Origin of the sequence: Nocardia sp. NBC_00511 (genome assembly GCF_045161165.1) — a bacterium.
Taxonomy (GTDB): Bacteria; Actinomycetota; Actinomycetes; order Mycobacteriales; family Mycobacteriaceae; genus Nocardia.
On record NZ_CP107849.1, the window covers coordinates 2,583,608 to 2,608,460 of the forward strand.

The following is a 24,853-nucleotide window of genomic DNA, read 5'->3' on the forward strand; positions in this document are numbered from 1 at the left end:
ACCGGGGACACAGTCCGCTACCGTGCCCTACTAACCGGACCATGCCTCACTTTAGGGCGGGGCGCACCCGAGCACGAAGGGGCCACCCGATGGCACTCACGGACCGCGACCGCATCCAGATCACCGACCTCGTCAATCTGCACGGCCATCTCACCGATTCCGGCGACCTGGACCGCATGGCCGAACTCTTCACCCCCGATGTCACCTACGACCTGACCGATTTCGGCCTCGACTCGCTGCACGGTCCCACCGCGATACGCGAGGCCGCCCTCGCCCTCGGCGACGCCAACCCGGTAGGTCATCACGTCACCAATATCGTGATCACCGAGATCGACGACCGCTCGGCGCGCGTCCGTTCCAAGGGCATCGGCATCAAGGCCGACGGCTCGACCGGCAGCGTCGTCTACGACGACACCGTCACCCGAGGACCCGACGACTGGAAGATCCACTACCGCAAGGTTTCCGCCCGGCGCGCGCCCCTCGGCTCATCACACCCCACACCCCGTGACGTGTTGGAGCGCTGGCGTCGAGCCGCGATCGACCGGTCCGCGGACGCCATGCGTAAGCTCTACGCCCCCACTGCGATTCACGAATTCCCCTTCGCCCTCCCGGGCGTGCGGTCTCGTCTCACCGGTCGCGAGGGAATCGTCGCCTGGATCGCCGCAAGTTGGGCGGCAACCGACGTGAAATACAAAAGCTACCGGACCCTCTCCGTCCATGCGACCACGGACCCCGACACGATCATCGTCGAACAGGAAGCTATCGGAACTAGCGCCACCACCGGCGATTTCACGCTCCCCAACCTCCTGATCCTCACCACCCACAACGGCGAGATCATCCACCTCCGCGACTACATCGACACCGCCGCTGCAGCGGTCGCTCTCGGACACCTGCATTCGACGACGCCGGACAGGAAGCAATAGGTAAACGTGTCCGCGGCGCCGCTGCGCACGTTTTCGACGGCCGAATGTCGAAAACCGTCCGCTGGCTCCGTGGTACCGGCGAGGAACCATCAACCGAAAGGAACTCTCGTCATGAGTACCTCGATCTCCGACCTCGACCGTCTTGTCGGTACCTGGCGGGTGTCCGGCGGCGCCGACGGCACCACGACGTACGCGTGGCTCGACGGCCGTGCCTTCTTGTCTCAGCGCGTGGACATGGACCACGACGGGCACCACGTCTCCGGACTCGAAGTCATCGGCCACGAACGGCCGTTCGGCGGCGAGACGAGTGAGGCGGTCACGTCACGCTTCTACTCGAGCGACGGCGAAACGCTCGACTACGAGTACGAACTCGACGGCGACGTGCTGACGATCTGGGGTGGCCGCAAGGGCTCGCCGGCATACTGCCGGACCACGTTCAGCGCCGACGGCAACACGCTGTCCGGCGCGTGGGTGTGGCCCGGTGGCGGTTACGAGGCGACGATGACGCGCGTCGGTGAATAGCGGGAGGATGGAGCCGTGAAGTACATCCTGCTGGCCTACACCAACACGGCGGACTGGGCGTCGGTCGACTACTCGAGTCCCGAGTTCGCCGCGATGTGCAAGTTCTACGAGGAGCTCGGTGCCGAGCTGACCGAGTCCGGCGAGCTGGTCACGACGATGGGGCTCGCCGATCCGTCGTTGACCCGGACCGTGCGGAAGACGGCTTCGGGTCCGGTCGCCAGCGACGGGCCGTACGCCGAGGTGAAGGAGGTCCTTGCGAGCTTCTCGGTCGTCGACGTCGACTCCCACGACCGCGCGATGGCAATCGCCGCACGGGTCGCCGACAACATCGGCGACACGATCGAGGTCCGGCCGCTTCCCGATGGACCGCCCGCCGACCTGTGATCGCCCGGGAGATCGAGGACCTGCTGCGCGACCTGGCGCCGCAGGTCCTCGGTGCGCTCGTCCGCCGGTACGGGCACTTCGACCTTGCCGAGGACGCGGTACAGGAGGCATTGCTCGCGGCGACGACACAGTGGCCCCTGTTGCCGGACGAACCACGCACCTGGCTGATCCGGGTGGCCTCGCGGAAATTGATCGACCTGCTGCGCAGCGAGCAGGCCCGCCGCGAGCGGGAGGAAGTGCCGGTTGCACCGTCCGGACCCGTTTCGGCACAGGATGATTCGTTGATCCTGCTGTTCATGTGCTGCCACCCCGCGTTGCCGCGCACCGGTCAGATCGCGCTCACCCTGCGCGCGGTCGGCGGCCTCACGACGGGAGAGATCGCCCGCGCGCTGTTCGCGCCCGAAGCGACGATGGGGCAGCGGATCAGCCGGGCCAAGAAGACGATCAAGCAGTCCGGCGTGCCGTTCGCGATGCCGGCCGAGCACGCCGAACGCCTCGACACCGTGCTGCAGGTGCTGTACCTGATCTTCAACGAGGGCTACACGAGCACCTCGGGGCCGGTGCTTGCGCGGGTCGAATTGTCGACCGAGGCCATCAGACTCGCCCGGATGCTGCACCGCAGCCTGCCCGGCGACGGCGAAGTCGCCGGCCTGCTCGCGCTGATGCTGCTGACCGACGCCCGCCGTGCCGCGCGGACCGGGCCGGGTGACATGCTGATTCCGATGGCCGAGCAGGACCGGACGTTGTGGGACCGCGCGCAGATCGCCGAAGGTGTTGCGCTGGTAATTGCCGCGATGTCACGAAACAAGCCCGGTCCCTACCAGATTCAGGCCGCGATCGCGGCAGTCCACGACGAGGCGTCGACACCGGACGCGACCGACTGGGAGCAGATTCTCGCGCTCTACACCTTGCTCGACCAGATGTCGGACAATCCGATGGTGACGCTGAATCGTGTTGTCGCCCTGGCGATGGCACGTGGCGTGCCCACCGGGTTCGCGTTGCTCGAGCAACTGCGCACCGACCGGATCTTTGCCGAGCATCATCGTTTCGCCGCAGTCGAAGCGCATCTCGCGGAACTCTCAGGCGATCTGGAACTGGCCGCCGTGCAATACCGTTCGGCAGCGCACAGGACACTGAGCGAACCCGAGCGGCGCTATCTCGTCACGAAGGCAGCGCGGCTCGAATTATGACCGAATGGATCTGCACCTTGACCCGAGCAGTTCCCAGCCGCGGTCGAGAAGCGGCGCAGACACGAATTGCGTGACATGCCCAGTTACTCCCTCCCTGGTAAACCGTGCCTCGCCAGGTCGCCGGTACCGATGTCTGATGGAAACGTCCCCCGCTGGAAACGGTGACCTCGATATGACCGGAGACGTCGGTCTCGGAGATTCCCAACAGCAGCAGGCTAAGACCGCATGTAAAAGGAATGAAGAGCACGGACAACGCAATCACCCAGCCCGGAATCCGCTTCTGCTGATGCGAGTTGTCCGATACGGTCCAGATCGCGCCGCGCAGTGGGAGCTGGCCGGAAGGGGTGATGATCATCCCGGGTAGGACGGTGATATCGGCGATGGTCACCAGTATCGGCAGCGCCGAGCCCATAGACGGCGATGCGACTGGTGGAGCGGGTTGTGGAACGGGTGCGGGCAACCACGGGCTGGGCTCGGTCATCGGCGGCCTTCGGATTCTGCAACGCAGGGGCTATCGGTCTGGCGTGCACGATTCTCGCCCCGGAAAGCTAACGCAATCCCCGCTCGCGCCGATGGCACGCAATGTCAGGTGGTCGGCAAATACTCGACAATCCCTGCCTACGAAGAGTTCCCGCCGGGGCGAGTCTCTCGATAGGGCCGGTGCTGCGCGGGATTGGCGCAGAACCACAGCCACAACGCCTTGAAATACCCACGGGCACTGCACTGTTCGTCGGCGCATCCCTCGTGGTCCCGCCAGCCCGCCTCGATCTCTTGTTGATCGAGCACCGGGCGCGAGGGCATTTCATGGGTGCCGCTCACGCTCCACCTCCGAGGTGGGGAGCGTCGGCGGGCACCATGATCCGGGCCTCGACCAACCGCCGCTTGGCCTGATTCTTCACCGGGCACACCGACACCGGACAACTCCGGTGCCGCTGCATGATCACGTGTGCGTATCCGATTGTCATCACCGGCAATTCGCTGTGGTCTGTCAGAGGAAGATCGGTCATCTGCGTGCTCCCGCCTGCTCGGTAGATGAGCCCGTGCCTGGATCGGCCCAAGTATCAATTGCCCTGCACCGCAATCTATTTCGGAGCAGCGGCGTTTCGAACTGGACGACTTTCTTATAGAAGATCGGGCCTACTGCAAGTAGAATTCAATCGGCCCGGACCTGAAAGTTCCATCCAGGCAAAGCGAGACAAGAGCTGCCAACCTTTCATATTGAGTACTTCCAATTTCCGCACTTCCAAATTCAGACACCCTCGATAGCGAGGCTAAACATGCCTGGTTCCACACTTCCCGCACGAGCGCTGGGCAGGATGCTCGCGCAGCGCCGCGAGCAAGCGGGTCTCACGAAATACGCTGCCGCACAAATTGTCGATACCTCGCAGCAGACCGTTGCTCGGATCGAGGATGGGTTGAAGGCGAAGGTATCGCAGCTCTGGATCAATACCTGGGCAGACAGTTACGGGCTGACATCCGATGAGCGAAGAGTGATGCTGGGTTTGGCTCAGGAGATCGGATCGGCGCAGAAGTCCTGGTGGCGCGCATACGCTGACGAAATGCGTGTCGGCTTCGACCATTACGTCAGCTTGGAAGACTCCGCCCGGAAGCTGTCGGTCTGGAAGCTCGCAATCGTCCCCGGGTTGCTTCAGACACCCGGCTATCGGCGCGCGATTGCGTGGGCCGAAACACCGAATGCCCCAACCGATCAGGTTGAGAAGCGCGTGGAATTCGCGGTCAGGCGACAAGCCCGGCTCGTCGAACCGAAGTTCCACCTCGATGTGATCCTGTCGGAGATGGTTCTCCGCGATCAAGTGGGCGGCGTCGGCGTGATGGGCGAGCAACTGCGCAGTCTCGCCGAAGTAGGACAGCGTTCGAATGTGTCGCTGCGGGTAGTCCCGTTCGATGCCACCGGACACCTCGGGTCGTTGGTCGGTTCGTTTGTGCTGCTGGAGTTCCCGAAACTTCCGGCGACCGGGATGACCGAGCCGCCGGTCGTATTCGTGGAAGAGTTCGCCGGTGACCTCTACCTGGAACGCGAGGCTGAGGTGCAGCGCTACAGGTACGCTTTTGCTGAGGTCAGCCGGGCGGCGTTGGACCTGGACAGAACACGGCAGCTCTTGCTGTCCATAGCCAAGGAGTACGGTCCGTGAGAATCGACCTATCCGGCGCACAGTGGTTCAAATCGAGCTATAGCAGTTCACAGGGGGAGTGCGTCGAGGCGGCGCACCTGAGCGGGGGCCTTGTGGCCGTCCGGGATTCGAAGCTCGCGGAGTCGAGTCCGGTGCTGGTGTTCACGCCCGGAGTGTGGGACGCCTTCGCCGCGCGAGTGCGGGCGGGTGAGTTCGACCGCCGCTGAGCGGTGGCGCGAGTCGTCGGGGAGTTCGGGCCGAGGCCCGGGCTCCTTTTTTGTGAGTCGCCACAATATGTGCGCGGCCCGGCCGAAATGGTCGGTACGGAGGCGGGTAATGGGAGCCGGGCGTACGGGACATGCGCTACGTTTGATGTACCCGACGGTAACTTGTAGTAGGAGGCGACGATGCCGGTGCCGGCAGCTGCGGTTTTCGAGCGTCTGCGGACGTTCGCGGCCGTGGATACGACCCAGAACCCCGCGACCCGTGCGATCACCGAGGTGTTCAGTGGCGCGACTCTGGGTTCGGTGCCGGTCGGCACCGCCGAGGATGTCGCCACCGCTGTCGCCAAAGCGCGTGTGGCGCAGGCGGAGTGGGCCGGGCGGACGCCCAAGCAGCGGGCCGAGGTGTTCGAGCGGTATCGGGCGCTGGTGGTGGAGAACCGCGAGTACCTGATGGATATCGTGCAGGCCGAGACCGGTAAGGCGCGGTGGGCCGCTCAGGAAGAGATCATGGGGCTGATGTTCGCGGCCCGGTACTTCGCCAAGGTCGCGCCGCAGCTGCTGGCTCCGCACAGTGTCTCGGGGGCGTTCCCGGTGTTGAACCGGGCTTCGGTGCGGGCGGTGCCCAAGGGCGTGGTCGGGGTGATCGCGCCGTGGAACTATCCGATGCTGCTGTCGGTGGGTGACTCGATTCCGGCACTGCTGGCCGGTAATGCCGTGGTGGTCAAGCCGGACAGTCAGACGCCGTACTCGTCGCTGGCCAACGCGGAGTTGTTCGCCCGCGCCGGGCTGCCGCGCGATCTGTTCTCGGTGATCACCGGGCCGGGGACCGTGGTCGGCACCGCCATCGTCGAATCCTGCGACTATCTGATGTTCACCGGATCCTCCGAGACCGGGCGCACGCTCGCCGAGCAGTGCGGGCGGCGGCTGATCGGGTTCTCCGCGGAGCTGGGCGGCAAGAATCCGATGATCGTGGCCAAGGGCGCCAACCTCGACAAGGTTGCCAAGGCCGCGGTGCGCGCGTGCTATTCGAACGCGGGGCAGCTCTGTATCTCCATCGAGCGGCTCTACGTGGAGCGCGCGGTGGCGGCGGAGTTCACCGAGAAGTTCGTCGCCGCGGTCGAGGCCGCGAAACTCGGTGCCGCATACGACTTCTCGACCGATATCGGCAGCCTCATCTCCGAATCTCAGTTGGAGACGGTGACCAAGCATGTCGCCGACGCGGTCTCCAAGGGTGCGAAGGTGCTCGCCGGTGGCAATGCCCGGCCGGATCTCGGACCGCTGTTCTACGAGCCGACCGTGCTGGCCGACGTCACCGACGCCATGGAGTGCGGCCGCAACGAAACCTTCGGCCCGCTGGTCTCCATCTACCCGGTCGACTCGATCGACGAGGCCATCGCCCGCGCCAACGACACCGAGTACGGCCTCAATGCCAGCGTGTGGGCCGCCAGCAAGGCCGAGGGCGAGCGGATCGCCGAGAAGCTGCACGCGGGCACCGTCAATATCGACGAGGGCTACGCGCCCGCCTGGGGCAGCACCGGCGCGCCGATGGGCGGCATGGGCATCTCCGGCGTCGGTCGCCGCCACGGACCCGACGGCCTGCTCAAGTTCACCGAGCCCCAGTCCATCGTGGTGACCCGCCTGCTCAACCTGGATCCGCCCGCCTTCCTCCCGCAGGAGCGCTGGCAGCCCCTGCTGATGACCCTCGCGCGCAGCTTCCGGTTCCTGCCCGGCCGCTGAGCTCGCTGGATCACGAAAGAGGCTGGGCTCGTACGCTGTACGCATGACGGATGACGCGGTAACGCGATGGGATCGGGTTGCCGAGGGATATGACGAGCTGACCTCGGAGATGATGCGGCCGTTCGCGGAACGGGCGCTCACGGTCGCCGGGGTGGGTGGCCGGGCTCGGATCGTCGATGTGGCCACCGGGCCCGGGGTGCTGGCGCTGCTGGCCGCGCCCCGGGTTCGGGAGGTGTGCGCCGTCGATGTGTCCGAGGCGATGATCCTGCGATTGCGGCGGGCGATCATGCGCGGCGGGATCGGCAATGTGCTGACCGGGGTGGGCGACGGACAGCGATTGCGGTACCCCTCGGGGACATTCGACGCGGCGTTCTCCATGTTCGGGGTGATGTTCTTTCCCGATCGGGCACAGGGGTTCTCGGAGTTGTGCAGGGTACTGCGGCCGGGCGGGATGGCGGTGGTGTCGAGTTGGGCGCCGATCGCACAGTCGCCGTTGATGACGCTGCTGTTCGAGGCGTTCCAACACGGGATTCCGGGTTTCGCTGCGCCGCAGCCGAATACGGCGAGCCTGGAGAATCCGCAGGTCTTCGAGCGCGAGATGTCGGCCGCCGGGTTCACCGACGTGCAGGTGCGGGCGCACGCCGAGTCGTTCGCCTACGACAGCGCCGAGGAGCTGTGGGACAAACTGACGCGGGGGAGCGCACCGTTGCAGGCGACGCGCGAGGCCACCGATCCGGCGGTCTGGAAAGTCCAGGAGCAGAACATGATCGAGTTCCTGAGCGAGCGTTACGTGCCGGGCACACCCTTGTCGACCACGGCGTGGCTGGGTACGGGGCGCGCACCGGTGTAACCGGGATCGCAGCGGTTGTGGTGCGATGGCGCGGCCGACCCGGAGAAACCGGCCGCGCCACCCTCCTTCATCCGGTCAGTTCGTTACCGCGCAGCGGGGCCGGAGCCGCTTCCAGCACTGCTGCTTCGGCATCGGTGAACAGTCGTGACCGGATGACGAATCGGACCCCTCTGGGGCTTCGAGGGAGAAGCGGAAGGTGCTGCGGGTCAGATCATGGCCGCCCCGGGTTGGCGGGAGGTTGGCGTCCGGTTGTCGAATCGTTGCTGATTCACTCAGTAGCGCAGCGCGGTGTGCAGTCGCGCCGCCGCCACGGCCCGTCTGCTGTCGCCGTGCGCGAGCAGCCGCAAGGCGTGCTCGTGGATCTCGATATCGTCGGGGCAACGCTGGCCGAAGCGCAGCGCGTGCTCGGGATTGTGGTCGGCCAGCACCGCGGTGCGCAGACAGACGTCGAGGTGCTCGCGCCACTGCACGATGCCGGGCACATCCGAATCCGCCAGCAGCGGACCGCGATACACGCGCACGGCCGTGGTGAGGTCACCGGCCTCCAACGCGGCGAGCAGTTCGACCGCGTCGCAGGCCAGGGGTTCGGTGAGCATGTAGCGGCGATCGGCGACGCGGCCGTCGGTGGCCGAACGCAGCCGGGAGACATCGGCTTTCAGCGTGCTGGCCGATACCGACCGGTCGCCGTAGACGGCCTCGTGCAGGCGTTCCGGCGTGAAGCCCTCCGGCTCCAGGGCCAGCAGGGTCAGGATCTCCAGCTGGCGCGGCCTCATGGCGAACAGCTTGCCCTCCTTGTAGAGGCGAGGCGCGCCGAGCACCTCGAGCCGGGTATGCCCGGCGGGCCGCGATTGCTCGGCGTGCAAACGGGATTCGATGGCGGACACCAGCGCGCGCACCGTGGTGAGGATGAGCGGATGCGAACGATCCCAGTACGTCGAGAGATCCAGCACGCCGAGCTGACGGCCGTCGGCCGCGCGGATCGGCGCGCAGTAGCAGACCCAGCCGTGCAGCGCCTCGACCAGATGCTCGGCCGCCCACACCGACCCGGGTCGCCCGCTGTGCAGCGACAGCGCCACCCCGCTGGTGCCCATGTAGGGCTCGTCCCAGCAGCCGCCCGGCGCGAGGTTCACGGATTCGGCGCTGCGGCGCAGGGATCGATCGCCGCAACTGAACAGCACGGTCCCCTCCTCGTCGGTGACGACGGCGACCAGGCCGGAATCCTCGGCCAGTGCCCGTAATTCGCCCGCCAGCTCGGTGACCGGTGTGCGCAGCGGGGATTCGGCCCAGCGCGAACCCAATTCGTCGCGATCGGCGGCCGGGGCCACAGCGCGTGCCGGATCCACCGTGCGCAGCGACCGCTCCCAGGACGCCACCACCTCGGAGCGCAACACCATGTCCAGGCCCGGCCGGCGCCCGGAGGTGGTCGTCCAACGCGCCCAAGCCTTCTCCAGCTCGGCACGGTGGCGGGCGGGGGCGGGCAGATTCGTCATGGCGCAAACTCCTCGCGGTGCGTCCGGACCGACCGATAACCCATGATGACGGGCGGTTGTGCCGGGCGGGCGGCATTGGTGGCAGTCGATGCGTTATTTCATCGAGTGCCAGCGGATCGCGCTGTCCGCCAAGGCCACTTCCACCGCACCGGTTTGATGCCGCGGCTGCGAGGCATTGCGTCGCCAGGACAACAGACTCGGCGAGGAGGATCGAATGTCGGGTGCAACAGTGACACTCATCATCGTGCTGGTGGTGATCGTCGTGGTCGCGCTGCTACTGGTGGTGGCGTTGGGACCGCGGCGGCGCAGCCGTCAGCTGCAACAGCGGTTCGGGCCCGAATACGAACGGGCGGTGGAGGAATCCCCGAATCGGCGGGAGGCCGAACGCGAGCTGCTCGACCGCAAGCAGCGGCACGACAAACTGCAGTTGCGTGAGCTCTCCGATCCGGAGAAGCAGCGCTACGGCGCGCAGTGGGGCCACATCCAGGAGCAGTTCGTCGATGATCCGCCGGGCGCCCTGGACGCCGCGGACCGACTGGTCACCCAGGTGATGACCGATCGCGGCTACCCCAGCGAGAGCTACGACCAGCAGCTGTCGGATCTTTCGGTGGAGCACGCCCGTCCGCTCGAGCATTTCCGGGCCGCGCACGACATCGCGGCGCACGCCAACGGAGGCGCGGTGTCCACCGAGGACCTGCGCACGGCCATCGTGCACTACCGCGCGTTGTTCGCCGAACTGCTCGACGGCGCGCCCGCCGGAAATCCCCGGAACAACTAGAAAGGCAGCACCATGACCACAGAGTTCAACCGGCGCAACGATATTGCGCCCGCGGCGGAGGACGTCGATCCCGCACAGCACGGCGATCACCCGGAGCAGCCGGACGCGGAAGCTCGAACCGCGCGGTCCGAAGGCGTCGACCTGGGCGCCCACGGTCGGCAGGCGAGCTCCGCTCCCGGGCAGCCGCCGCGGGATCCGGCCCTGGATGCGGCGGAGACGCGTCCGCCCGGTCTGGGCCCCGACAGCCCTCCGCAGTATCCGCGGCCGCAGGGCTTCGACCCGGAAGCGCACGGGAGAGGCTCGCAGACACCGGGATTCGATCCACGCGGGGAGATCGCCGGGGATCCGATGGCCCATCACGCGCAGGGCCAGCACGTCCAGACGCCGGGACGCCCGGAGCGGGCCGACGCGGCGGATCGCAAGCCGAACGGCGGCGCGGGCAATGGCGGGCGCATTCTCGCCGATGCCGATCAGGGCCAGCTGCGTGAGCAGTGGCGCGAGGTCCAGGGTAGCTTCGTCGACGATCCCAAGGACGCGGTCACCCGCGCCGACGGACTGGTCGGTGACGCCATCGCGCAGTTGACCGACCGCTGCGGCCGGCGCCGCGAGGAGCTCGAAAGCCAGTGGTCGCGTGGCGATGCCGCCGACACCGAGGCGATGCGGCAGGCCCTGCGCGGCTACCGTGAGCTGTTCGATCAGCTCTTGGGGACCGCGTCGGGCGCGACGAACATGTAGCTCTTCTCCTCGACCCGCTGCTGGATGCGCCAGTCGCCGTCGACGCGGACGAAGGTGTCGAGATACCAGAGTCCGCACAGCATCAACTGGGTGCTGCCGTCGGCGGAGGTCACCAGCATCGGGTTGTGGCACATGGTGCGGGCGGTGGCCTGATCGCCCTCGACCCGGATGGACGAGTTGCTGATCATGTGCTGAAAAGCGGAGAAGTTCGGCATCACGGCGGCGAGGAATTTCTTGGTGGATTCCACGTCGCCCGCCGGTCCACCCATGGCGGTGTAGTCGATATGGGCGTCGGGGGTGAAGATTTCGTCGAGGGTCTCCCACTCGTGGGTGTCCACGGCATGCGAATAGCGGACCATCAGGTCCGCTATTTCCATGCGGTCGGAGATCTCCTGTAGGGACAGCATGTGGTGCCTCCGGGTGGTGCCGGTAATTCGGGGTGACGGTGCGCAGCATAGGACGGCGGCGCGGATGATCTTGTGCTTTCAGGCAACCCCGTCCTGCCTCGATCGTCTCGGTGAGGCATGGTTGGGCGGTGCCCAGCATCGTTTTGGAACGGGTGAGCCTCGGTCACGGCGACACCCCCGTTCTCGTCGACGTCGACGCGACCTTCGCCACCGGGCGGTGTGCGGCCGTCGTGGGGCCCAGCGGCGCGGGCAAATCGACGCTGCTGCGGCTGCTCAACCGGTTCGCCGATCCCGACAGCGGCCGGGTGCTGCTGGACGATCGGCCGATCGCGAATCTCGATGTGCTCGCCCTGCGCCGGCGTGTGGGTCTGGTCGCGCAGCGCCCGGCACTGCTCACCGACACCGTCGCCGAGGAGGTCGCGGTGGGTCGCCCGGTCGACACCCAGCACGTCGAGACGCTGCTCGAACGGGCCGGGCTACCGGCGAGATTCGCGGCCAGGCGGTGCGCGGAACTCTCCGGCGGTGAGGCGCAACGGGTTTGCCTGGCGCGGGCCCTGGCGGTGGAACCGGAAGTGCTGCTGCTGGACGAGCCGACCTCGGCCCTGGACGGCGACTCCGCGGCGGCGATCGCCCTGCTGATTCGCGGACACGTGGCGACCGGTGGCAGCGTGGTGCTGGTGAGCCACGATCCGGGTTTCGTGGCTGAGGTCTCCGACGAGGTCTGGACGTTGACGGCGGGCCGCCTGACGCGCGCCGCGGATGCGGGGAATCAGCGATGACCGCCGATCTCGCGGTACCGGATTGGACCGGGGTCAGCGCCTCACTGGTGCTGGTGGCTCTCGCGGCGCTCATCGCCTACCGGCAGCGCCTGCATCTCACCCGCGAACTGCTGATCGCCGCGGCGCGGGCGGGTGTGCAATTGATCGCGGTCGGCGCGATCCTGCTGATCCTGTTCCGGCACACCGGTTTGCCGGGCGCGCTGGGCTGGGTGGCGCTGATGATCGTGATCGCCGGACGGGTCGCGGGTCGGCGCGGGGCCGGGCTGCCGCGAGCGTGGCGCTCGGCGACCATCGGGGTGGCGTTCGGTTCGATCATCACGCTGGGTTCGCTGATCGCGCTGGGCATCATCTCCACGCACGCGCGGGTGGTGGTTCCGGTGGGCGGCATGATCGTGTCCTCGGCCATGCAATCGACGGGAATCGCGCTGCGCCGCTTGGTGGAAGACGCCCGCCGCGCCCGCGATGCCGTGGAAGCCCGACTGGCGCTGGGGCTTTCGGCACACGAGTCGTTCCTGCCGAATCAGCGCTCCGCATTGCGGACCGCGCTGATCCCTGCTATCGATTCCACCAAGGTGGTCGGTTTGATCAGCCTGCCGGGCGCGATGACGGGATTGATTCTGGCAGGGGTGGATCCGCTCACCGCCATCCGCTATCAGATCGTGGTGATGTACATGTTGCTCGCGGCAACGACTTTGGCGGCGCTGGCGGCCACCCGGGTGGCGCAGCGCAGCCTGTTCGATTCGGCGCAGCGACTGGTCCCGCTGCCAGACTGACGACCGACCAGCCCGCAAAATCCTGGTGAGTGGGACCCCTGATGCGGGTGAACATGCCCGAAATGTCGTGATGCTTACGATATGGTGGGTAAAATGGCTGGGGGATAGGTAGTTTCGTATGGAAGCAATTGATTTCTTCATGCCGTTCGACCCGGAGGGGCTCAACCCCACCGAGATCGACGCGGAGGCGGCCACCTGGGCCTGGTTGGAAGCATTCGACCTGGTGCCAACCGAATTGACCCGCCGCCGCATGGAACGCACCAGACCCGCGCGCATGTACGCACTGTGGTGCCCGCGGGCCGACGTGGACGAGCTCACGCTGCTGAGCCAGTACACCGCATGGGCTTTCGTGGTCGATGACCAGTTCGACATCGAAATCCCGGATCCACAGCGCTGTTTGACCGCCGTCATCGCGCTCAACGCCGTATTGGACGGCAGCACACCACCTTCCGGCGTACTCGCGGTCGCCTTCGCGGATCTGTGGGAACGACTGTGCCGCAACCGGTCGGTCGAGTGGCGCGAAAGCGTGCGAGGGGAGATCCGCGACTGGCTCTGGACCTATTACACCGAGGCGGTGGGACGGCTCTCGGGCAATCTCCCCGACCTCGAGACCTACCGCGCCCATCGACGAGACGGCGTGGCACTGTACGTGTTTCTCGATATCAGTGAACGCGCCGAGGGTGTCGATCTGGCTCCCGGCGCCCGGCACCTGCCGTCCGTGCGCAGCCTGCGCGAGGCCGCCGTCGAGCACATGGGCCTGTTCAACGATGTGCTGTCGGTCGCCTCCGACGAGGCGTCGGGCTACCTCTACAACTCGGTGCTGCTGGCGCAGTACCACTACGACCACAGCCGGGCGCAGGCCCTGCAACTGGTCAACGACATGCTCACCGAATGCATCGGGCGCATGATGGATGCGCTGCAACGGCTTCCGGCCGAACTGGAGGACGCCGGCGTGACCGGCCGGGATCGGGCGGACACCCTGACCACCGCCCACAACTACACCCTGTACGTGCGCGCCAATCACGACTACCACTATCAGGCGGCCCGATACACGAGCGCTCCCGCAGAGGCGCTCGAGCACGGACTGCCTCTCACCTGAGTCCCCATCGCGGCCGTTGCCGAAATGGAACCGGCAGGCCACCTCCAGGTTTCGGCCCACGATGGGACCATGAGCTTCTTCCACAGCATGGCTGCCCAGCTACCGACGGGTGGCTGCGGCGTCTGTGTCCGAGCGAGCGGGGCCGAACATGCGAGCGTCGAAACCGACCAGAATCACCGTGGGACCGAATCCCGAGACCAGGCGTCGATGGGGGCTTTCCCGCCCGTCCGTCGCCGGATTGACCGGTCACGCGCAAGTGCGCGTCCCGGAATCCCTCTCGAGTCCACTCGAAGTCGCCGTCGAAGACCGGGCCCGGCACCGGCTCACCGAGGCCCGCCAGGCCATCGAACCGGTGCTCCGGTCGGCGATCGGGGGGCTGGCGCGGCCGCTGGATCTGATGGCGGGATATCACTTCGGCTGGTGCGAACCGGACGGTACGGAAAGCCTTGGCGTACAAGGTAAAGCGCTCCGCCCGGCCCTCACCTTCGCCGCGGCCACCGCGTGCGGCGGCCGTGCCGAAGACGCGGTGCACGCCGCCGCCGCGGTCGAACTGCTGCACAACTTCTCCCTCGTGCACGACGACGTGATGGACACCGATCCGTTCCGGCACGGCCGCGCGACCGTGTGGCGGGTCTGGGGCGAGACCAACGCGACCCTGCTCGGAGATGCCTTGCAGGCCTTGGCACTCGGCGTCCTGTGCGACGGGGTGCCCGAGACCGTCACCGCCGAGGCGGTGATCCGGCTGACCCGCGCCACCGTCACGCTGTGTCGCGGCCAGTACGAGGACTGCGCCTTCGAGACCCGCGACGCCGTCACCGTCGACGAGTACCTGAACATGGCGGCCGGGAAAACCGGTGCGCTGCTGGGTTGCGCGTGCGCGCTGGGCGCACTGTGCGCGGGCGCCGACCACCGGGTGGTCTCGGCCATGCACACCTTCGGCTGCGAACTGGGGCTGGTCTTCCAGCTCGTCGACGACGCCATCGACATCTGGGGTGATCCGGCGGTGACCGGAAAACCCGCGCACAGCGACCTGATTCACCGCAAGCAGTCGTTCCCGGTGGTGTGCGCACTCGAGTCGGGCACCGTGCCCGGGCGCGAGCTGGCCCGGATGTATCACGGCCGCCACCCCATGACCGCCGCGCGTGCGGCCCACGCCGCCGACCTCATCGAGGAGGCCGGGGGCAGACAGCGCACCCTGGGCCGAGCCGCCACCGCACTCGAAACCGCGTTCGCCGCACTGGGTCCCGACCACACCTCCGACGACCTGTCGGCGCTGGCGCAGCTGGTGGCCTGCCGGGAGAAATGAGGTCGCTCACTCCGGAGCGGCCGGTGCGACGGCCGGTGGGTCACCGCCGAATCGAATTCCCCTGGCCTCCTTGCCGATCGCGGTGAGGATCGCGACCGCCAGGAACACCGGGATCGCGGTCGCCGCGAGCGCGAACGGATAGCCGCGCGATTCGGCCAATCGCTCCTGGATCGGAAGGTTCAGCGAGGCGAGCAGATTGCCCAGCTGATAGGTGACGCCGGGGTAGAACCCCCGGATGGCGTCGGGGGACATCTCGGTCAGATGCGCCGGGATGACTCCCCACGCGCCCTGCACCGCCACCTGGATCAGGAACGAGCCCAGGCACAGCATGGCCGCGGTGCGCGAGTACGCGAACAGCGGCACGATGGGCAGACCCAGCAGCGCGCAGAAAATTATGGTGTACCGGCGGCCGTAGCGCTGCGAGAGCGTGCCGAAGATCAGCCCGCCGATGATCGCGCCGATGTTGTAGATCACCGCGATCCACTTGGCGGTCACCGTCGACAGGCCCGCGCCGCCGTGCTGGGTGGCCGACAGGAAGGTCGGGTACACGTCCTGGGTGCCGTGGCTCATCCAGTTGAAGGCGGTCATCAGGATCACCAGGTAGACGAAGCGCCGCACGATGACCGGGTTGGAGATGATGTCGCGGAAGGATGTTCGGGTCGAGCGCAATTGCGCGCGCGTCGACTGCCACACCTCCGATTCCCGGACCCGCGCCCGCAGGATAAGGATGATCAGGGCCGGGACGATGGACAGGGCGAACAGCCAACGCCACGACAGCCCCAGCCAATTCGAGATCAGCAGTGACGCCAGCGAGGCCAGCAGGTAGCCGAAGGAGTAGCCCTCCTGCAGCAGTCCGGAGAAGAACCCGCGTCGCTCGGCGGGGATCTTCTCCATGGCCAACGCCGCGCCCAGCCCCCATTCGCCGCCCATGCCGAGGCCGTAGATCATCCGCAGGATCACCAGCACGGTGAAGTTGGGTGCGAACGCGCACAGGAACCCGACCACCGAGTACAGGCCGACGTCGACCATCAGCGGGATCCGGCGTCCGACGCGGTCGGCCCAGAGCCCGAACAGCATCGCGCCGACCGGCCGCATGATGAGCGTCGCGGTGGTGATGAACGCGACCTCGCTCTTGGCCATGTGGAAGCTGACCGCGATATCGGCGTAGACGAAGACCACCACGAAGTAGTCGAAAGCGTCCATGGTCCAACCGAGTTGGGCGGCCAGGAACGCGTTGCGCTGATCGGGCGTGAGCTTGGTGTGTGCCGCCATGGTTGCGATCCCGTCCTCGGGGACGACGAACCAGTCAATCTTGCGCGTGGCTCACGAATCGCGCCGGAGCTTTCCCGGAATTGCCGGATCGGCACGGGGACCGGGGAAGGGGCCGAAAAGCAAAGTACCTGTAACCGACGGTTACAGGTACTTTTAGGATTCGCAATATGAAGTAGTAGAGCCGCAGCTTAACAGATCATCCGAGGCCAGGGGTTCAGAGGCGCCGGATACGGGCGATCCAGGCCGCTACATCGACCAGGCCGTCGGGTGAGACAGCGAGGGTGGCGGCCTGCTCGGCGACGCCCGCGGTGACGCGGCCGCGATAGCGCGTCGGATCCAGGCGCTCCAATTCCCAACCAGTGGTGAAGGATTCACGAATCACCGCATCGCTGATCCGGGGGCCGAAGCCGGGTTCGGCATCCGAGAGCGCCAGCAGGTGCAGGACGCCGCCGGGCTTGCAGACCGTATGCAGGCCCGCGACGTAGGCCGCCCGCGACTCCGGATCGGTGCCGAAGACGTGGAACAGGGCGCTGTCCACGATGGTGTCGAAGGCGGGCGCGGATCCGGGCGGATTCCCGGCGAAGGCCGGATCGTCACCCAGGGCCAGGGCATCGGCGACCGCGAAGTTCACCTGCGGGACGCCGTGCGCGGCCGCGTTGGCCCGGGCCTGGTCGATGGCGCTGGGGGACAGGTCGACACCGAGCACGTCGTAGCCCAGCCGGGTCAGCAGAATCGTGTGTTCACCCGCGCCGCAACCGGGTTCGAGGATGCGGCCCTGGATCTCGCCCGCGCGCTCGACGGCCACGATCGCGGGTTGCGGTTCTCCGATCACCCAGGGGGCGGTGTCATTGTCGTAGGCGGAATTCCAGAAGTCGGCGGGTCGAGTCATGCGATCCAGCATGCAACCTCGAGCCGGGTAGAGGTCAATAACGCGTGTTGCCGCGCCCCCGCGGAAAGCGACCGATCACAATGTGTGCCATGGGCAAGCCCTGTCTGCTGTTGCAGCTGCGACCGGAACCGGCCGCCTCCGACCAGGAATACGACGCCATCCTGCGCGCCGGCGGGCTGCGGCCCGACGAGGTGGTGCGCATCGAGATGAATCACGGACTGCCGGATCTGGTGCTGGACGAGTACTGGGGCGTGATCATCGGCGGCGGGCCGAGCAACCTCAGCAATCCCGAGGCCGACAAGTACGACTACCAGCGCGTATTCGAACCCGAGCTGAAGAAGCTGCTCATCGAGATCGTGCGGCGGGACTTCCCGTACCTGGGCGCCTGCTACGGGCTGAGCGTTCTCGCCGACGCTCTCGGTGGACGAGTCGGGCCGCAGCACTACAGCGAGAACGCCGGGCCGCAGACCATCGAACTGACCGAGCAGGCGGCCGAAGATCCACTGCTGCAAGGGCTTCCGGAGAACTTCCGGGCCTTCGGCGGGCACAAGGAGGCGTGTCAGGATGTGCCGCCGGGGGCCGTGTGGCTGGCCCGGACCTCCGGATGCCCGGTTCAGATGATCCGGGTCGGGCAGCGGGTGTACGGGACGCAGTTCCATCCCGAGCTCGACAGCGCGGGGTTCGCGTTGCGGGTCGCGATCTATCGCAACGAAGGGTATTTCGAGCCCGACGAGGCCGGTGATCTGACGCTGCTGGGGCATCGGGAGGAGATCGTCGTGCCGCAGGAGATCCTGCGGCGCTTCGTATCCCGCTTCCGGGTGTGACCCGATCCCGAATGTGACAGCCGGTCAGCCCAGCCGGGAGCCGAGGTCGGCGGCGGCCGTGCGGACCGCGGCGGCGAAGACCGGTTCGGATTCGGCGGTCAGGCGGCCGATCGGCAGGTTGACGCTGAGGCTGGCCACCGGACGTGATTCCGCGTCCAGGACCGCGGCGGCGATCGCGCCGACATCTGAGCGCCATTCCCCGCGATTGACCGCGAAGCCTTGCGCCCGAACGAGATCCAGCTCCGCGCGCAGCGCCTCGGGTGCGGTGATGGTGGTGTCGGTGTAGTGGGGGAGATCGTCGAGCAGCAGCTGCCGTAGCTGTTCGGGCGGGGCGAAGGCCAACACGGCCTTGCCGTTGGCGGAGGCGTGCATGGGCAGCGCGTGCCCCAGCGCCATGCTGGTGCGGACCGGCTTGTCGGTCTCGAGGCGTTCGATCAGGACCATCTTGCCGTTCTCGGGGATGGTGAGATGGATGGTCTCGCCGGTGAGGCGGCGCAGGTCCTCCATGATCGGCAGGGCGGTGCCGCGCATGCCCAGGTCGCCGCCCGCGCGTCCGCCCACGGCGAGCGCCTTGGTGGTGATGGCCCAGCGGGTGACCTCACCGGCGGCGGGCCGGATCCATCCGGCGGTGTCGAGGGTGACCAGTGCGCGCTGCACGGTGCTCTTGGGTAGATCCAGCACCCGGGCGAGCTCGCCGACGCCGATGGGCTGCCGCGAGGCGACTTCCTCCAGAACTCGCAAGGTGTTCAAGACATTTCGCAAGGTATCGACTCCTTCATCGTGCGTCCCTAACCTTGCTGAACCTTTTCGCGGCACAGTGTGCCATATCACGGCACGGAATGGAAATTCGAGCACATGACAGCCCACAGCGGACGCCACTTCCTGCAGATCCCCGGCCCGACCAATGTCCCGGACCGGGTGCTGCGCGCCATCGCGCAGCCGACCATCGACCATCGCGGACCCGACTTCGCCGAACTCACCCTCGATCTGCTGCCGCGGGTGCGCGCGGTGTTCGGGACCAGCGCGCCGGTGATCGTCTATCCGTCCTCCGGCACCGGGGCCTGGGAGGCGGCCCTGGTCAACACCCTGTCGCCAGGGGATCACGTATTGGCCTTCGAGACCGGGCATTTCGCGTCACTGTGGCGGGAAATGGCCGAACGACTCGGTCTCACAGTCGAATTCGTGCCCGGCGACTGGCGGCACGGTGCGGATCCGGTGGTGCTCGCCGAACGGCTGGCCGCCGATACCGGGCATCGGATCGCGGCGGTCACGGTCGTGCACAACGAGACCTCGACCGGGGTCACCAGCCGGATACCGGAGATCCGCGCGGCCCTCGATACCGCGAATCATCCGGCACTGCTGCTGGTCGACACCATTTCCTCGCTCGGGTCCATCGACTACCGCCACGAACAGTGGGGGGTCGACGTCACCGTCGGATGCTCACAGAAGGGGTTGATGCTGCCACCGGGGTTGGGGTTCAACGCGATCAGCGAGAAGGCGCTCGCCGCGTCCCGCACCGCGCGGCTGCCGCGCTCGTACTGGGAGTGGTCGACCATCCTCGACTCCAACGAGCAGGGATTCTTCCCGTACACCCCGGCCACCAACCTGCTCTACGGGTTGCGGGAAGCGCTGGTAATGCTCGAGGAAGAGGGCTTGCCCGCGGTATTCACCCGCCACGACCGGTTCGCCGCGGCCACCCGCGCAGCGGTGCGCGGCTGGGGGCTCGAGGTGCTGTGCGCGGATGAACGCGAGTACTCGAGTTCGCTGACCGCCGTGCTGGTAGGCGGGGCGCACGACGCGGACAAGGTGCGCCGAATCATCCTGGACCGCTTCGACATGTCGCTGGGGACCGGGCTCGGCAAGCTGTCCGGGCGGGTGTTCCGGATCGGGCATCTCGGCGACCTCAACGACCTGACCTTGGCCGGAACTCTGGCCGGCGTGCAGATGGGCCTGGAGCTGGCCGGGGTCACCATCGACCCGGGTGGTTTGCAGGACGCCCTCGAGGTCTTGCGCGCCGAGTGAGACATCAGCCGGTGCAACGGTTTTCGCTGTTCGAAAGCCAGCGGCACGGCCCACCGCACGTTTCCACTGTTCCCTTCGCTCTTCGCTGGGCGGCCGGATACCCCGGCCTGCTGGTCTCGACTCGCACTGCTCCGCTCCGAGCGACTTCCCGGATTCCGCAGCGGAATCCGGACGCCGACACACGCCGACGGATCCGTCGGCAACCTACGAGGAGGTAGGTCGTGACCGAGCGGACTTCCCCTGTCCGGCGACTGTCCCAGATGAAGCGATGGACGCATATCCTGCCGATCGTCGTCTTCATCTACGTGATCTGTTATATCGACCGCACCAACATCAGTTTCGCGCTGCCACACCTGAAGACGGATATGCATCTGAGCGGGGCCCAGCAGGGACTGGCCAGCGGCATCTTCTTCTGGGGGTATCTGCTGCTGCAGATTCCCGGCGGCTATATGGCCGAACGGTGGAGTGCGCGACAGTGGGTCGCGATTCTCATGGTGCTGTGGAGTGTGGCCGCCATGGCTTCGGGGCTCACGCATTCCGTCGGGCAGCTGCTGCTGGCGCGGTTCCTGCTCGGCGTCGCCGAGGGCGGCGTGCAGCCCGCGCTGATGACCACTATCCGGGCCTGGTTCCCGTTCGCCGAAAGAAGCCGGGCCTTCGCCATTTTCAAGCTGTACACGCCGATCGCGGCGATCGTGGCGGCGCCGTTCTCCGGATTCATTCTGACGTACCTGGATTGGCGGTGGATGTTCCTGATCCAGGGCGGTGCGCCGCTGGTGGTGGGATTGATCGCCTGGCTGGCGGTGGTGCGCGACACCCCGGCCAAGGCCAGCTGGCTCTCGCAGGTGGAACGCGACTACATCGAGCGGGCCCGCGTCGAAGAGGGTGAATCCCTGCAGAGCCGCGGCACTTTCAAGGCGGCGTTCACCAGTCCGGTGGTGTGGCAGTTCGCGCTGATCTACACGCTGACGCAGATGGGACTGCTCGGGCTGACGCTGTGGATGCCGAGCGTGCTCAAGAAGGCGTTCCACACGGACCTGACGGTCGGGCTGATCGCGATTCTGCCGCAGCTGGCGGCGGGTGCGGCGATCATCCTGGTCGGTCGGTCCGCGGACCGGCGCGGCGGGCATATCGCGCACATGTCGGTGGTGCTGGCGTGCGCCTCGGTGATCCTGGTCGGCGCGAGTCTCGTGTCGGCGCAACAGAAATGGCTGGTGCTGCTGGCGATGATCCTCGGCACCGCGGCCTCCATCGCCTGGTACGGGCCGTTCTGGGCGACGGTCACCAAGCTGACGCCGGTGGCCGCTGCCGGTGCGGGCATGGGGTTGATCAACGGGGTCGGCAATCTGGGCAGCTTCTTCGGGCCCTACATCGGGGGCTGGCTCAGTGATCTCAGCGGCGGCGGGTACGCGCTGACCCAGGTGTTCTTCGGGATCGTGTTCGGGATCGCCGCCCTGCTCGTGCTGACCCTGCGCAAGCGACTGCGCGCGGCGACCGCCGTGGACACGGCTCCCGTGCGTGCGCCGTTGCTGCCGATGACATCGGACCACAAGGACTTTCAATGACGATGACAACGAATCAGGGACCGGATCCACGGCTGGGTGAGCGGCTCGAACGAGCGCTCCGGGCCCAGCTGGAGGGGGAGGTCGCCTTCGACGACTACAGCAGGCATCTGTTCTCCCGCGATGCCAGCATGTACGCGATCACGCCACTCGGCGTGGCGTTTCCGAGGCATGCCGATGATGTGGCGTGCGCGGTGCGGGCGGCCGCGGACCTGGGTGTCCCGATCGTGGCGCGGGGCGCGGGCACCAGCCTCGCGGGGCAGACGGTGGGTCCCGGGCTCGTGCTTGACCTGTCCCGGCATCTGGACCGCATCGTCATCGATCCCGGGACACAGACCGCACTGGTGGAGGCGGGAGTGGTTCAGGATCAGCTCAATCGGGCCGCCGCCGCGCACGGGCTGATGTTCGGGCCCGACACCTCCACCAGCAACCGGGCCACCATCGGCGGGATGATCGGCAACAATTCCGCGGGCAGCGGGTCGCTGCGCTACGGGATGACGATCGATCATGTGCGGGCGTTGGACGTGGTGCTCGCCGACGGGTCCAAGGCCCGGCTGGAACCGGTCGACGAGCTGGAACGCAAGCGGCGGGCGACGGCGAACACGCTGGAAGGTCGCATCTATCAGGAGCTTCCGGAGATCGTCACCGGCAACGAGGCCGCCATCGCGGCCGGAATGCCGATGTTCTGGCGGCGAGCGGGCGGCTATCGGCTCGACCGGCTGGCCGGATACGGGGCCGACAAGCCGTTCGACACAGCCAAATTCGTGGTGGGCGCGGAGGGGACGCTGGTGGTGGTCACACACGCGCTGGTGGATCTGATCCCCAAACCGGCGCACACCGTGTACGCGGTCGGCCACTTCCACGACACCCAGTCCGCCATCGAGGCCACCACCGACGCGCTGAGCTGTGATCCGCATCAGGTGGAGTTGATGGATCGCACCATCCTCGAACTGTCCCGGCGGAAGGTCGAATATGCCGGGCTGGCAACGATTCTGGCCGGCGATCCGGGGGCGCTGCTGTTCGTGTCGTTCACCGGGGACGACGAGGCGGAGCTGACCGATCGGCTCGACCGGCTCGAGCGGGTGTGGCGGCGCAACGGGCACGGCTATCACACGCTGCGGGCGGTGACCGCCGCCGATCAGCAGGCGCTGCTGAAGGTCCGCAAGTCCAGTCTCGGGCTGCTGATGGCGGCCGGGGAGGGGACGCGGCGACCGCTGGCGTTCGTGGAGGACACCGCCGTCGATCCGGTGCACCTGGCCGACTACACGCGGCGTTTCAAGCAGATCCTCGACGAGCATCAGCTCGAGGCCGGGTTCTACGGGCACTGTTCGGTGGGCTGCCTGCACATTCGGCCGTTCGTAGACCTCACCGATCCGACGCAGGTGGATCGCATGCGGTCGGTGGCCGAGGCGGTCAAGGATCTGGTCGCCGAGTACGGCGGGGTGAACTCGAGCGAGCACGGGGACGGCCTGGCGCGCAGCGAGTTCAACCGGGAGATCTTCGGCGACGAACTCTACGAGGCGATGCGAAAGGTGAAGCGGCTCTTCGATCCCCGCAACATCCTCAACCCGGGCAAAATCGTGGACGCGCCGTCCATGACCGACAACCTGCGCGATCGGGATGCGCTGCCGCCCGCGCCGCCGATCACCACCACGCTGAATTTCGAAGTGGTGGGCGGGATGCGCGGGGCGGCGGACCGGTGCATGAACATCGGGTTGTGCCGCAAGGCCGGGCCGGGGGTGATGTGCCCGTCCTACATCGCCACCGGCAACGAGGAGCACGCCACTCGCGGTCGGGCCAACGCCCTGGTCAAGGCACTGTCCGAGCCGGACCCCCATGCGGCGCTGGGCGGTGAACGCCTGCACGAGATCCTCGACCTGTGCCTGATGTGCAAGGCGTGCAAGAACGAATGCCCGATGAGCGTCGACATGGCCACGCTCAAGGCCGAGACCCTCGCTCACCATCACGAGATCCACGGCACGCCGCTGCGCTCCCGGATCTTCGGCGCGATCCGCACCCTCAACCGGCTCGGATCAGCCACCGCACCGCTGTCCAACGCCCCGGGGCGAATCCTGCCCCTGCGCCGTCTCCTGGATCGCACGCTCGGCATCGCCGCCGCGCGACCGCTCCCGGAGTTCCAGCGCACCAACCTGATTCGCTGGTTCCGCCGCCGCGGCGACACCGGCGCGCCCGTTTCACTGGGAACGGTGAACTGGCTGGCCGACTCGTTCACCACCTACACCGAACCGCACATCGGTCAGGCCGCGATCGAACTCCTCGAACGCGCGGGCTGGCAGGTCGAGCTGGCGACCGGCGGCTGCTGCGGCCGGTCGAGCATGTCCAAGGGCCTGCTCGACGATGCTCGCAAAAAGGCCGGGGGACTGGTGGATTCACTGGCGAACACCACGGTCCCAGGCTCACCCATCGTCGGCTGCGAACCCTCCTGCGTGTTCATGCTCCGCGACGAACACACCGCACTGCTACCCGATTCGGAGGATGCGAAGGAGGTTGCCGCACGGGTCCGTCAGGTGGAAGCACTCCTCGTCGAAGCCATCGACGCGGGCCGTCTACGCTTGCGTTCCGGCTCACGGTTCGCGGGTCGCCGCATTCTTTACCATGGTCACTGCCATCAGAAGGCCGAAGTCGGCACCGCCGCCACCATGGCTCTGCTGCAACGCATTCCGGGCGCACAGGTGGTCGAAATCGACTCCGGCTGCTGCGGCATGGCCGGTTCCTTCGGCTTCGAATCCGAACACTACGACCTGTCGCTCACCATCGCCGAAGATCGCCTCCTGCCCGCCCTCGCCGCCGAACCCCCGACCACCATCGTCGCCGCCACCGGAGTCTCCTGCCGTCAGCAGATCTTCCACGGCTCCGGCCGCACCGCCTGGCATCCCCTCGAACTGATCCGAGAAGCCTTGGCAGAGTGACCAATTCCCGATGAGGGGCCTGATGGCC

General features: G+C 67.1%; 26 protein-coding genes. 18 read left to right on the plus strand and 8 right to left on the minus strand.

Features of this window, described 5'->3' with window-relative positions; translation table 11 throughout:
• The first annotated feature begins 89 nt into the window (after positions 1-89).
• The 4 genes from OG300_RS12230 (at position 90) to OG300_RS12245 (ending at position 3,019) form a co-directional block, all read left to right on the plus strand.
• Positions 90-923 (plus strand): nuclear transport factor 2 family protein, encoded by an 834-nt coding sequence (locus OG300_RS12230; RefSeq protein WP_405495243.1) that lies wholly within the window; start codon positions 90-92, stop codon positions 921-923.
• 111 nt (positions 924-1,034) lie between these two features.
• Entirely contained in the window at positions 1,035-1,445 is a 411-nt protein-coding gene (locus tag OG300_RS12235) for a hypothetical protein (protein WP_405495245.1), read from the plus strand.
• Positions 1,446-1,460: 15 nt separating this feature from the next.
• Entirely contained in the window at positions 1,461-1,829 is a 369-nt protein-coding gene (locus OG300_RS12240) for a YciI family protein (RefSeq protein ID WP_405495247.1), read from the plus strand.
• Positions 1,826-3,019, plus strand: a complete 1,194-nt coding sequence (locus OG300_RS12245; RefSeq protein ID WP_405495249.1) for an RNA polymerase sigma factor — start codon at positions 1,826-1,828, stop codon at positions 3,017-3,019. The genes OG300_RS12240 and OG300_RS12245 overlap by 4 nt, the downstream gene beginning before the upstream one ends.
• On the opposite strand, the gene OG300_RS12250 is transcribed toward OG300_RS12245, so the two are convergent.
• The 3 genes from OG300_RS12250 to OG300_RS12260 all read right to left on the minus strand — a co-directional run bounded on the left by OG300_RS12250 (position 2,991) and on the right by OG300_RS12260 (position 4,026).
• Positions 2,991-3,431, minus strand: a complete 441-nt coding sequence (locus tag OG300_RS12250) for a hypothetical protein (protein WP_405495251.1) — start codon at positions 3,429-3,431, stop codon at positions 2,991-2,993. The two genes, OG300_RS12245 and OG300_RS12250, sit on opposite strands and share 29 nt — an antisense overlap.
• Positions 3,432-3,637: 206 nt before the next feature.
• Positions 3,638-3,838: a hypothetical protein gene (locus OG300_RS12255; protein ID WP_405495253.1), complete on the minus strand. Its 201-nt coding sequence runs from the start codon at positions 3,836-3,838 to the stop codon at positions 3,638-3,640.
• On the minus strand, positions 3,835-4,026 hold the full coding sequence (locus tag OG300_RS12260) for a hypothetical protein (protein ID WP_405495255.1): 192 nt from the start codon (positions 4,024-4,026) through the stop codon (positions 3,835-3,837). The genes OG300_RS12255 and OG300_RS12260 overlap by 4 nt, the downstream gene beginning before the upstream one ends.
• A 309-nt stretch (positions 4,027-4,335) precedes the next feature.
• On the opposite strand from OG300_RS12260, the gene OG300_RS12265 reads away from it, so the two are divergent.
• The 4 genes from OG300_RS12265 to OG300_RS12280 all read left to right on the plus strand — a co-directional run bounded on the left by OG300_RS12265 (position 4,336) and on the right by OG300_RS12280 (position 7,962).
• Positions 4,336-5,172: a helix-turn-helix transcriptional regulator gene (locus OG300_RS12265; protein ID WP_405495257.1), complete on the plus strand. Its 837-nt coding sequence runs from the start codon at positions 4,336-4,338 to the stop codon at positions 5,170-5,172.
• Complete coding sequence (locus OG300_RS12270) at positions 5,169-5,378, plus strand: DUF397 domain-containing protein (protein ID WP_405495259.1); 210 nt, start codon at positions 5,169-5,171, stop codon at positions 5,376-5,378. Before OG300_RS12265 ends, OG300_RS12270 begins: the two co-directional genes overlap by 4 nt.
• 180 nt (positions 5,379-5,558) lie before the next feature.
• Positions 5,559-7,112 (plus strand): succinic semialdehyde dehydrogenase, encoded by a 1,554-nt coding sequence (locus tag OG300_RS12275; protein WP_405495261.1) that lies wholly within the window; start codon positions 5,559-5,561, stop codon positions 7,110-7,112.
• Between the two features lie 43 nt (positions 7,113-7,155).
• On the plus strand, positions 7,156-7,962 hold the full coding sequence (locus tag OG300_RS12280; protein WP_405495263.1) for a class I SAM-dependent methyltransferase: 807 nt from the start codon (positions 7,156-7,158) through the stop codon (positions 7,960-7,962).
• Between the two features lie 272 nt (positions 7,963-8,234).
• Here the strand turns inward: OG300_RS12280 and OG300_RS12285 are convergent, their stop codons facing one another.
• Positions 8,235-9,452 (minus strand): transcriptional regulator, encoded by a 1,218-nt coding sequence (locus OG300_RS12285; RefSeq protein WP_405495265.1) that lies wholly within the window; start codon positions 9,450-9,452, stop codon positions 8,235-8,237.
• Positions 9,453-9,666: 214 nt separating this feature from the next.
• Between OG300_RS12285 and OG300_RS12290 the strand changes: the two genes are divergently transcribed.
• Positions 9,667-10,230 carry a hypothetical protein gene (locus OG300_RS12290; RefSeq protein ID WP_405495267.1) on the plus strand — a complete coding sequence of 188 codons (564 nt, stop codon included), beginning with the start codon at positions 9,667-9,669 and terminating at the stop codon, positions 10,228-10,230.
• A gap of 12 nt (positions 10,231-10,242) precedes the next feature.
• Positions 10,243-10,965: a hypothetical protein gene (locus OG300_RS12295; RefSeq protein WP_405495269.1), complete on the plus strand. Its 723-nt coding sequence runs from the start codon at positions 10,243-10,245 to the stop codon at positions 10,963-10,965.
• Here the strand turns inward: OG300_RS12295 and OG300_RS12300 are convergent.
• The gene (locus tag OG300_RS12300; protein ID WP_405495271.1) at positions 10,926-11,372 is read right to left on the minus strand and encodes a nuclear transport factor 2 family protein; all 447 of its coding nucleotides are present in this window, start codon (positions 11,370-11,372) and stop codon (positions 10,926-10,928) included. The two genes, OG300_RS12295 and OG300_RS12300, sit on opposite strands and share 40 nt — an antisense overlap.
• Positions 11,373-11,500: 128 nt before the next feature.
• Here OG300_RS12300 and OG300_RS12305 point away from each other — a divergent pair, with 128 nt between their 5' ends.
• The 4 genes from OG300_RS12305 to OG300_RS12320 all read left to right on the plus strand — a co-directional run bounded on the left by OG300_RS12305 (position 11,501) and on the right by OG300_RS12320 (position 15,329).
• Positions 11,501-12,151 carry an ATP-binding cassette domain-containing protein gene (locus OG300_RS12305; RefSeq protein ID WP_405495273.1) on the plus strand — a complete coding sequence of 217 codons (651 nt, stop codon included), beginning with the start codon at positions 11,501-11,503 and terminating at the stop codon, positions 12,149-12,151.
• Positions 12,148-12,924, plus strand: a complete 777-nt coding sequence (locus tag OG300_RS12310) for an ABC transporter permease (protein ID WP_405495275.1) — start codon at positions 12,148-12,150, stop codon at positions 12,922-12,924. Before OG300_RS12305 ends, OG300_RS12310 begins: the two co-directional genes overlap by 4 nt.
• Before the next feature lie 118 nt (positions 12,925-13,042).
• Positions 13,043-14,023, plus strand: coding sequence for a terpene synthase family protein (locus OG300_RS12315; RefSeq protein WP_405495277.1), 981 nt, complete (start codon positions 13,043-13,045; stop codon positions 14,021-14,023).
• A 148-nt stretch (positions 14,024-14,171) separates the two neighbouring features.
• Positions 14,172-15,329 (plus strand): polyprenyl synthetase family protein, encoded by a 1,158-nt coding sequence (locus OG300_RS12320; protein ID WP_405495279.1) that lies wholly within the window; start codon positions 14,172-14,174, stop codon positions 15,327-15,329.
• A 6-nt stretch (positions 15,330-15,335) separates the two neighbouring features.
• Here OG300_RS12320 and OG300_RS12325 read toward each other — a convergent pair whose 3' ends face one another.
• Both OG300_RS12325 and OG300_RS12330 read right to left on the minus strand, forming a co-directional pair.
• The gene (locus OG300_RS12325; protein ID WP_405495281.1) at positions 15,336-16,601 is read right to left on the minus strand and encodes an MFS transporter; all 1,266 of its coding nucleotides are present in this window, start codon (positions 16,599-16,601) and stop codon (positions 15,336-15,338) included.
• A 214-nt stretch (positions 16,602-16,815) separates the two neighbouring features.
• Positions 16,816-17,490: a class I SAM-dependent methyltransferase gene (locus tag OG300_RS12330; RefSeq protein ID WP_405495283.1), complete on the minus strand. Its 675-nt coding sequence runs from the start codon at positions 17,488-17,490 to the stop codon at positions 16,816-16,818.
• Positions 17,491-17,579: 89 nt separating this feature from the next.
• On the opposite strand from OG300_RS12330, the gene OG300_RS12335 reads away from it, so the two are divergent.
• A complete protein-coding gene (locus tag OG300_RS12335) occupies positions 17,580-18,314 on the plus strand; it encodes a glutamine amidotransferase (protein WP_405495285.1) in 735 nt (244 codons plus the stop codon).
• A gap of 24 nt (positions 18,315-18,338) precedes the next feature.
• Here the strand turns inward: OG300_RS12335 and OG300_RS12340 are convergent, their stop codons facing one another.
• Positions 18,339-19,076: an IclR family transcriptional regulator gene (locus OG300_RS12340; protein ID WP_405495287.1), complete on the minus strand. Its 738-nt coding sequence runs from the start codon at positions 19,074-19,076 to the stop codon at positions 18,339-18,341.
• A 93-nt stretch (positions 19,077-19,169) separates the two neighbouring features.
• Between OG300_RS12340 and OG300_RS12345 the strand changes: the two genes are divergently transcribed.
• From OG300_RS12345 to OG300_RS12355, 3 genes are all read left to right on the plus strand, one after another.
• Positions 19,170-20,336, plus strand: coding sequence for a pyridoxal-phosphate-dependent aminotransferase family protein (locus OG300_RS12345; protein WP_405495289.1), 1,167 nt, complete (start codon positions 19,170-19,172; stop codon positions 20,334-20,336).
• Between the two features lie 221 nt (positions 20,337-20,557).
• A complete protein-coding gene (locus OG300_RS12350; RefSeq protein WP_405495291.1) occupies positions 20,558-21,898 on the plus strand; it encodes an MFS transporter in 1,341 nt (446 codons plus the stop codon).
• Positions 21,899-21,900: 2 nt separating this feature from the next.
• On the plus strand, positions 21,901-24,825 hold the full coding sequence (locus OG300_RS12355) for an FAD-binding and (Fe-S)-binding domain-containing protein (RefSeq protein ID WP_405495293.1): 2,925 nt from the start codon (positions 21,901-21,903) through the stop codon (positions 24,823-24,825).
• The last annotated feature ends 28 nt before the right edge of the window (positions 24,826-24,853 follow it).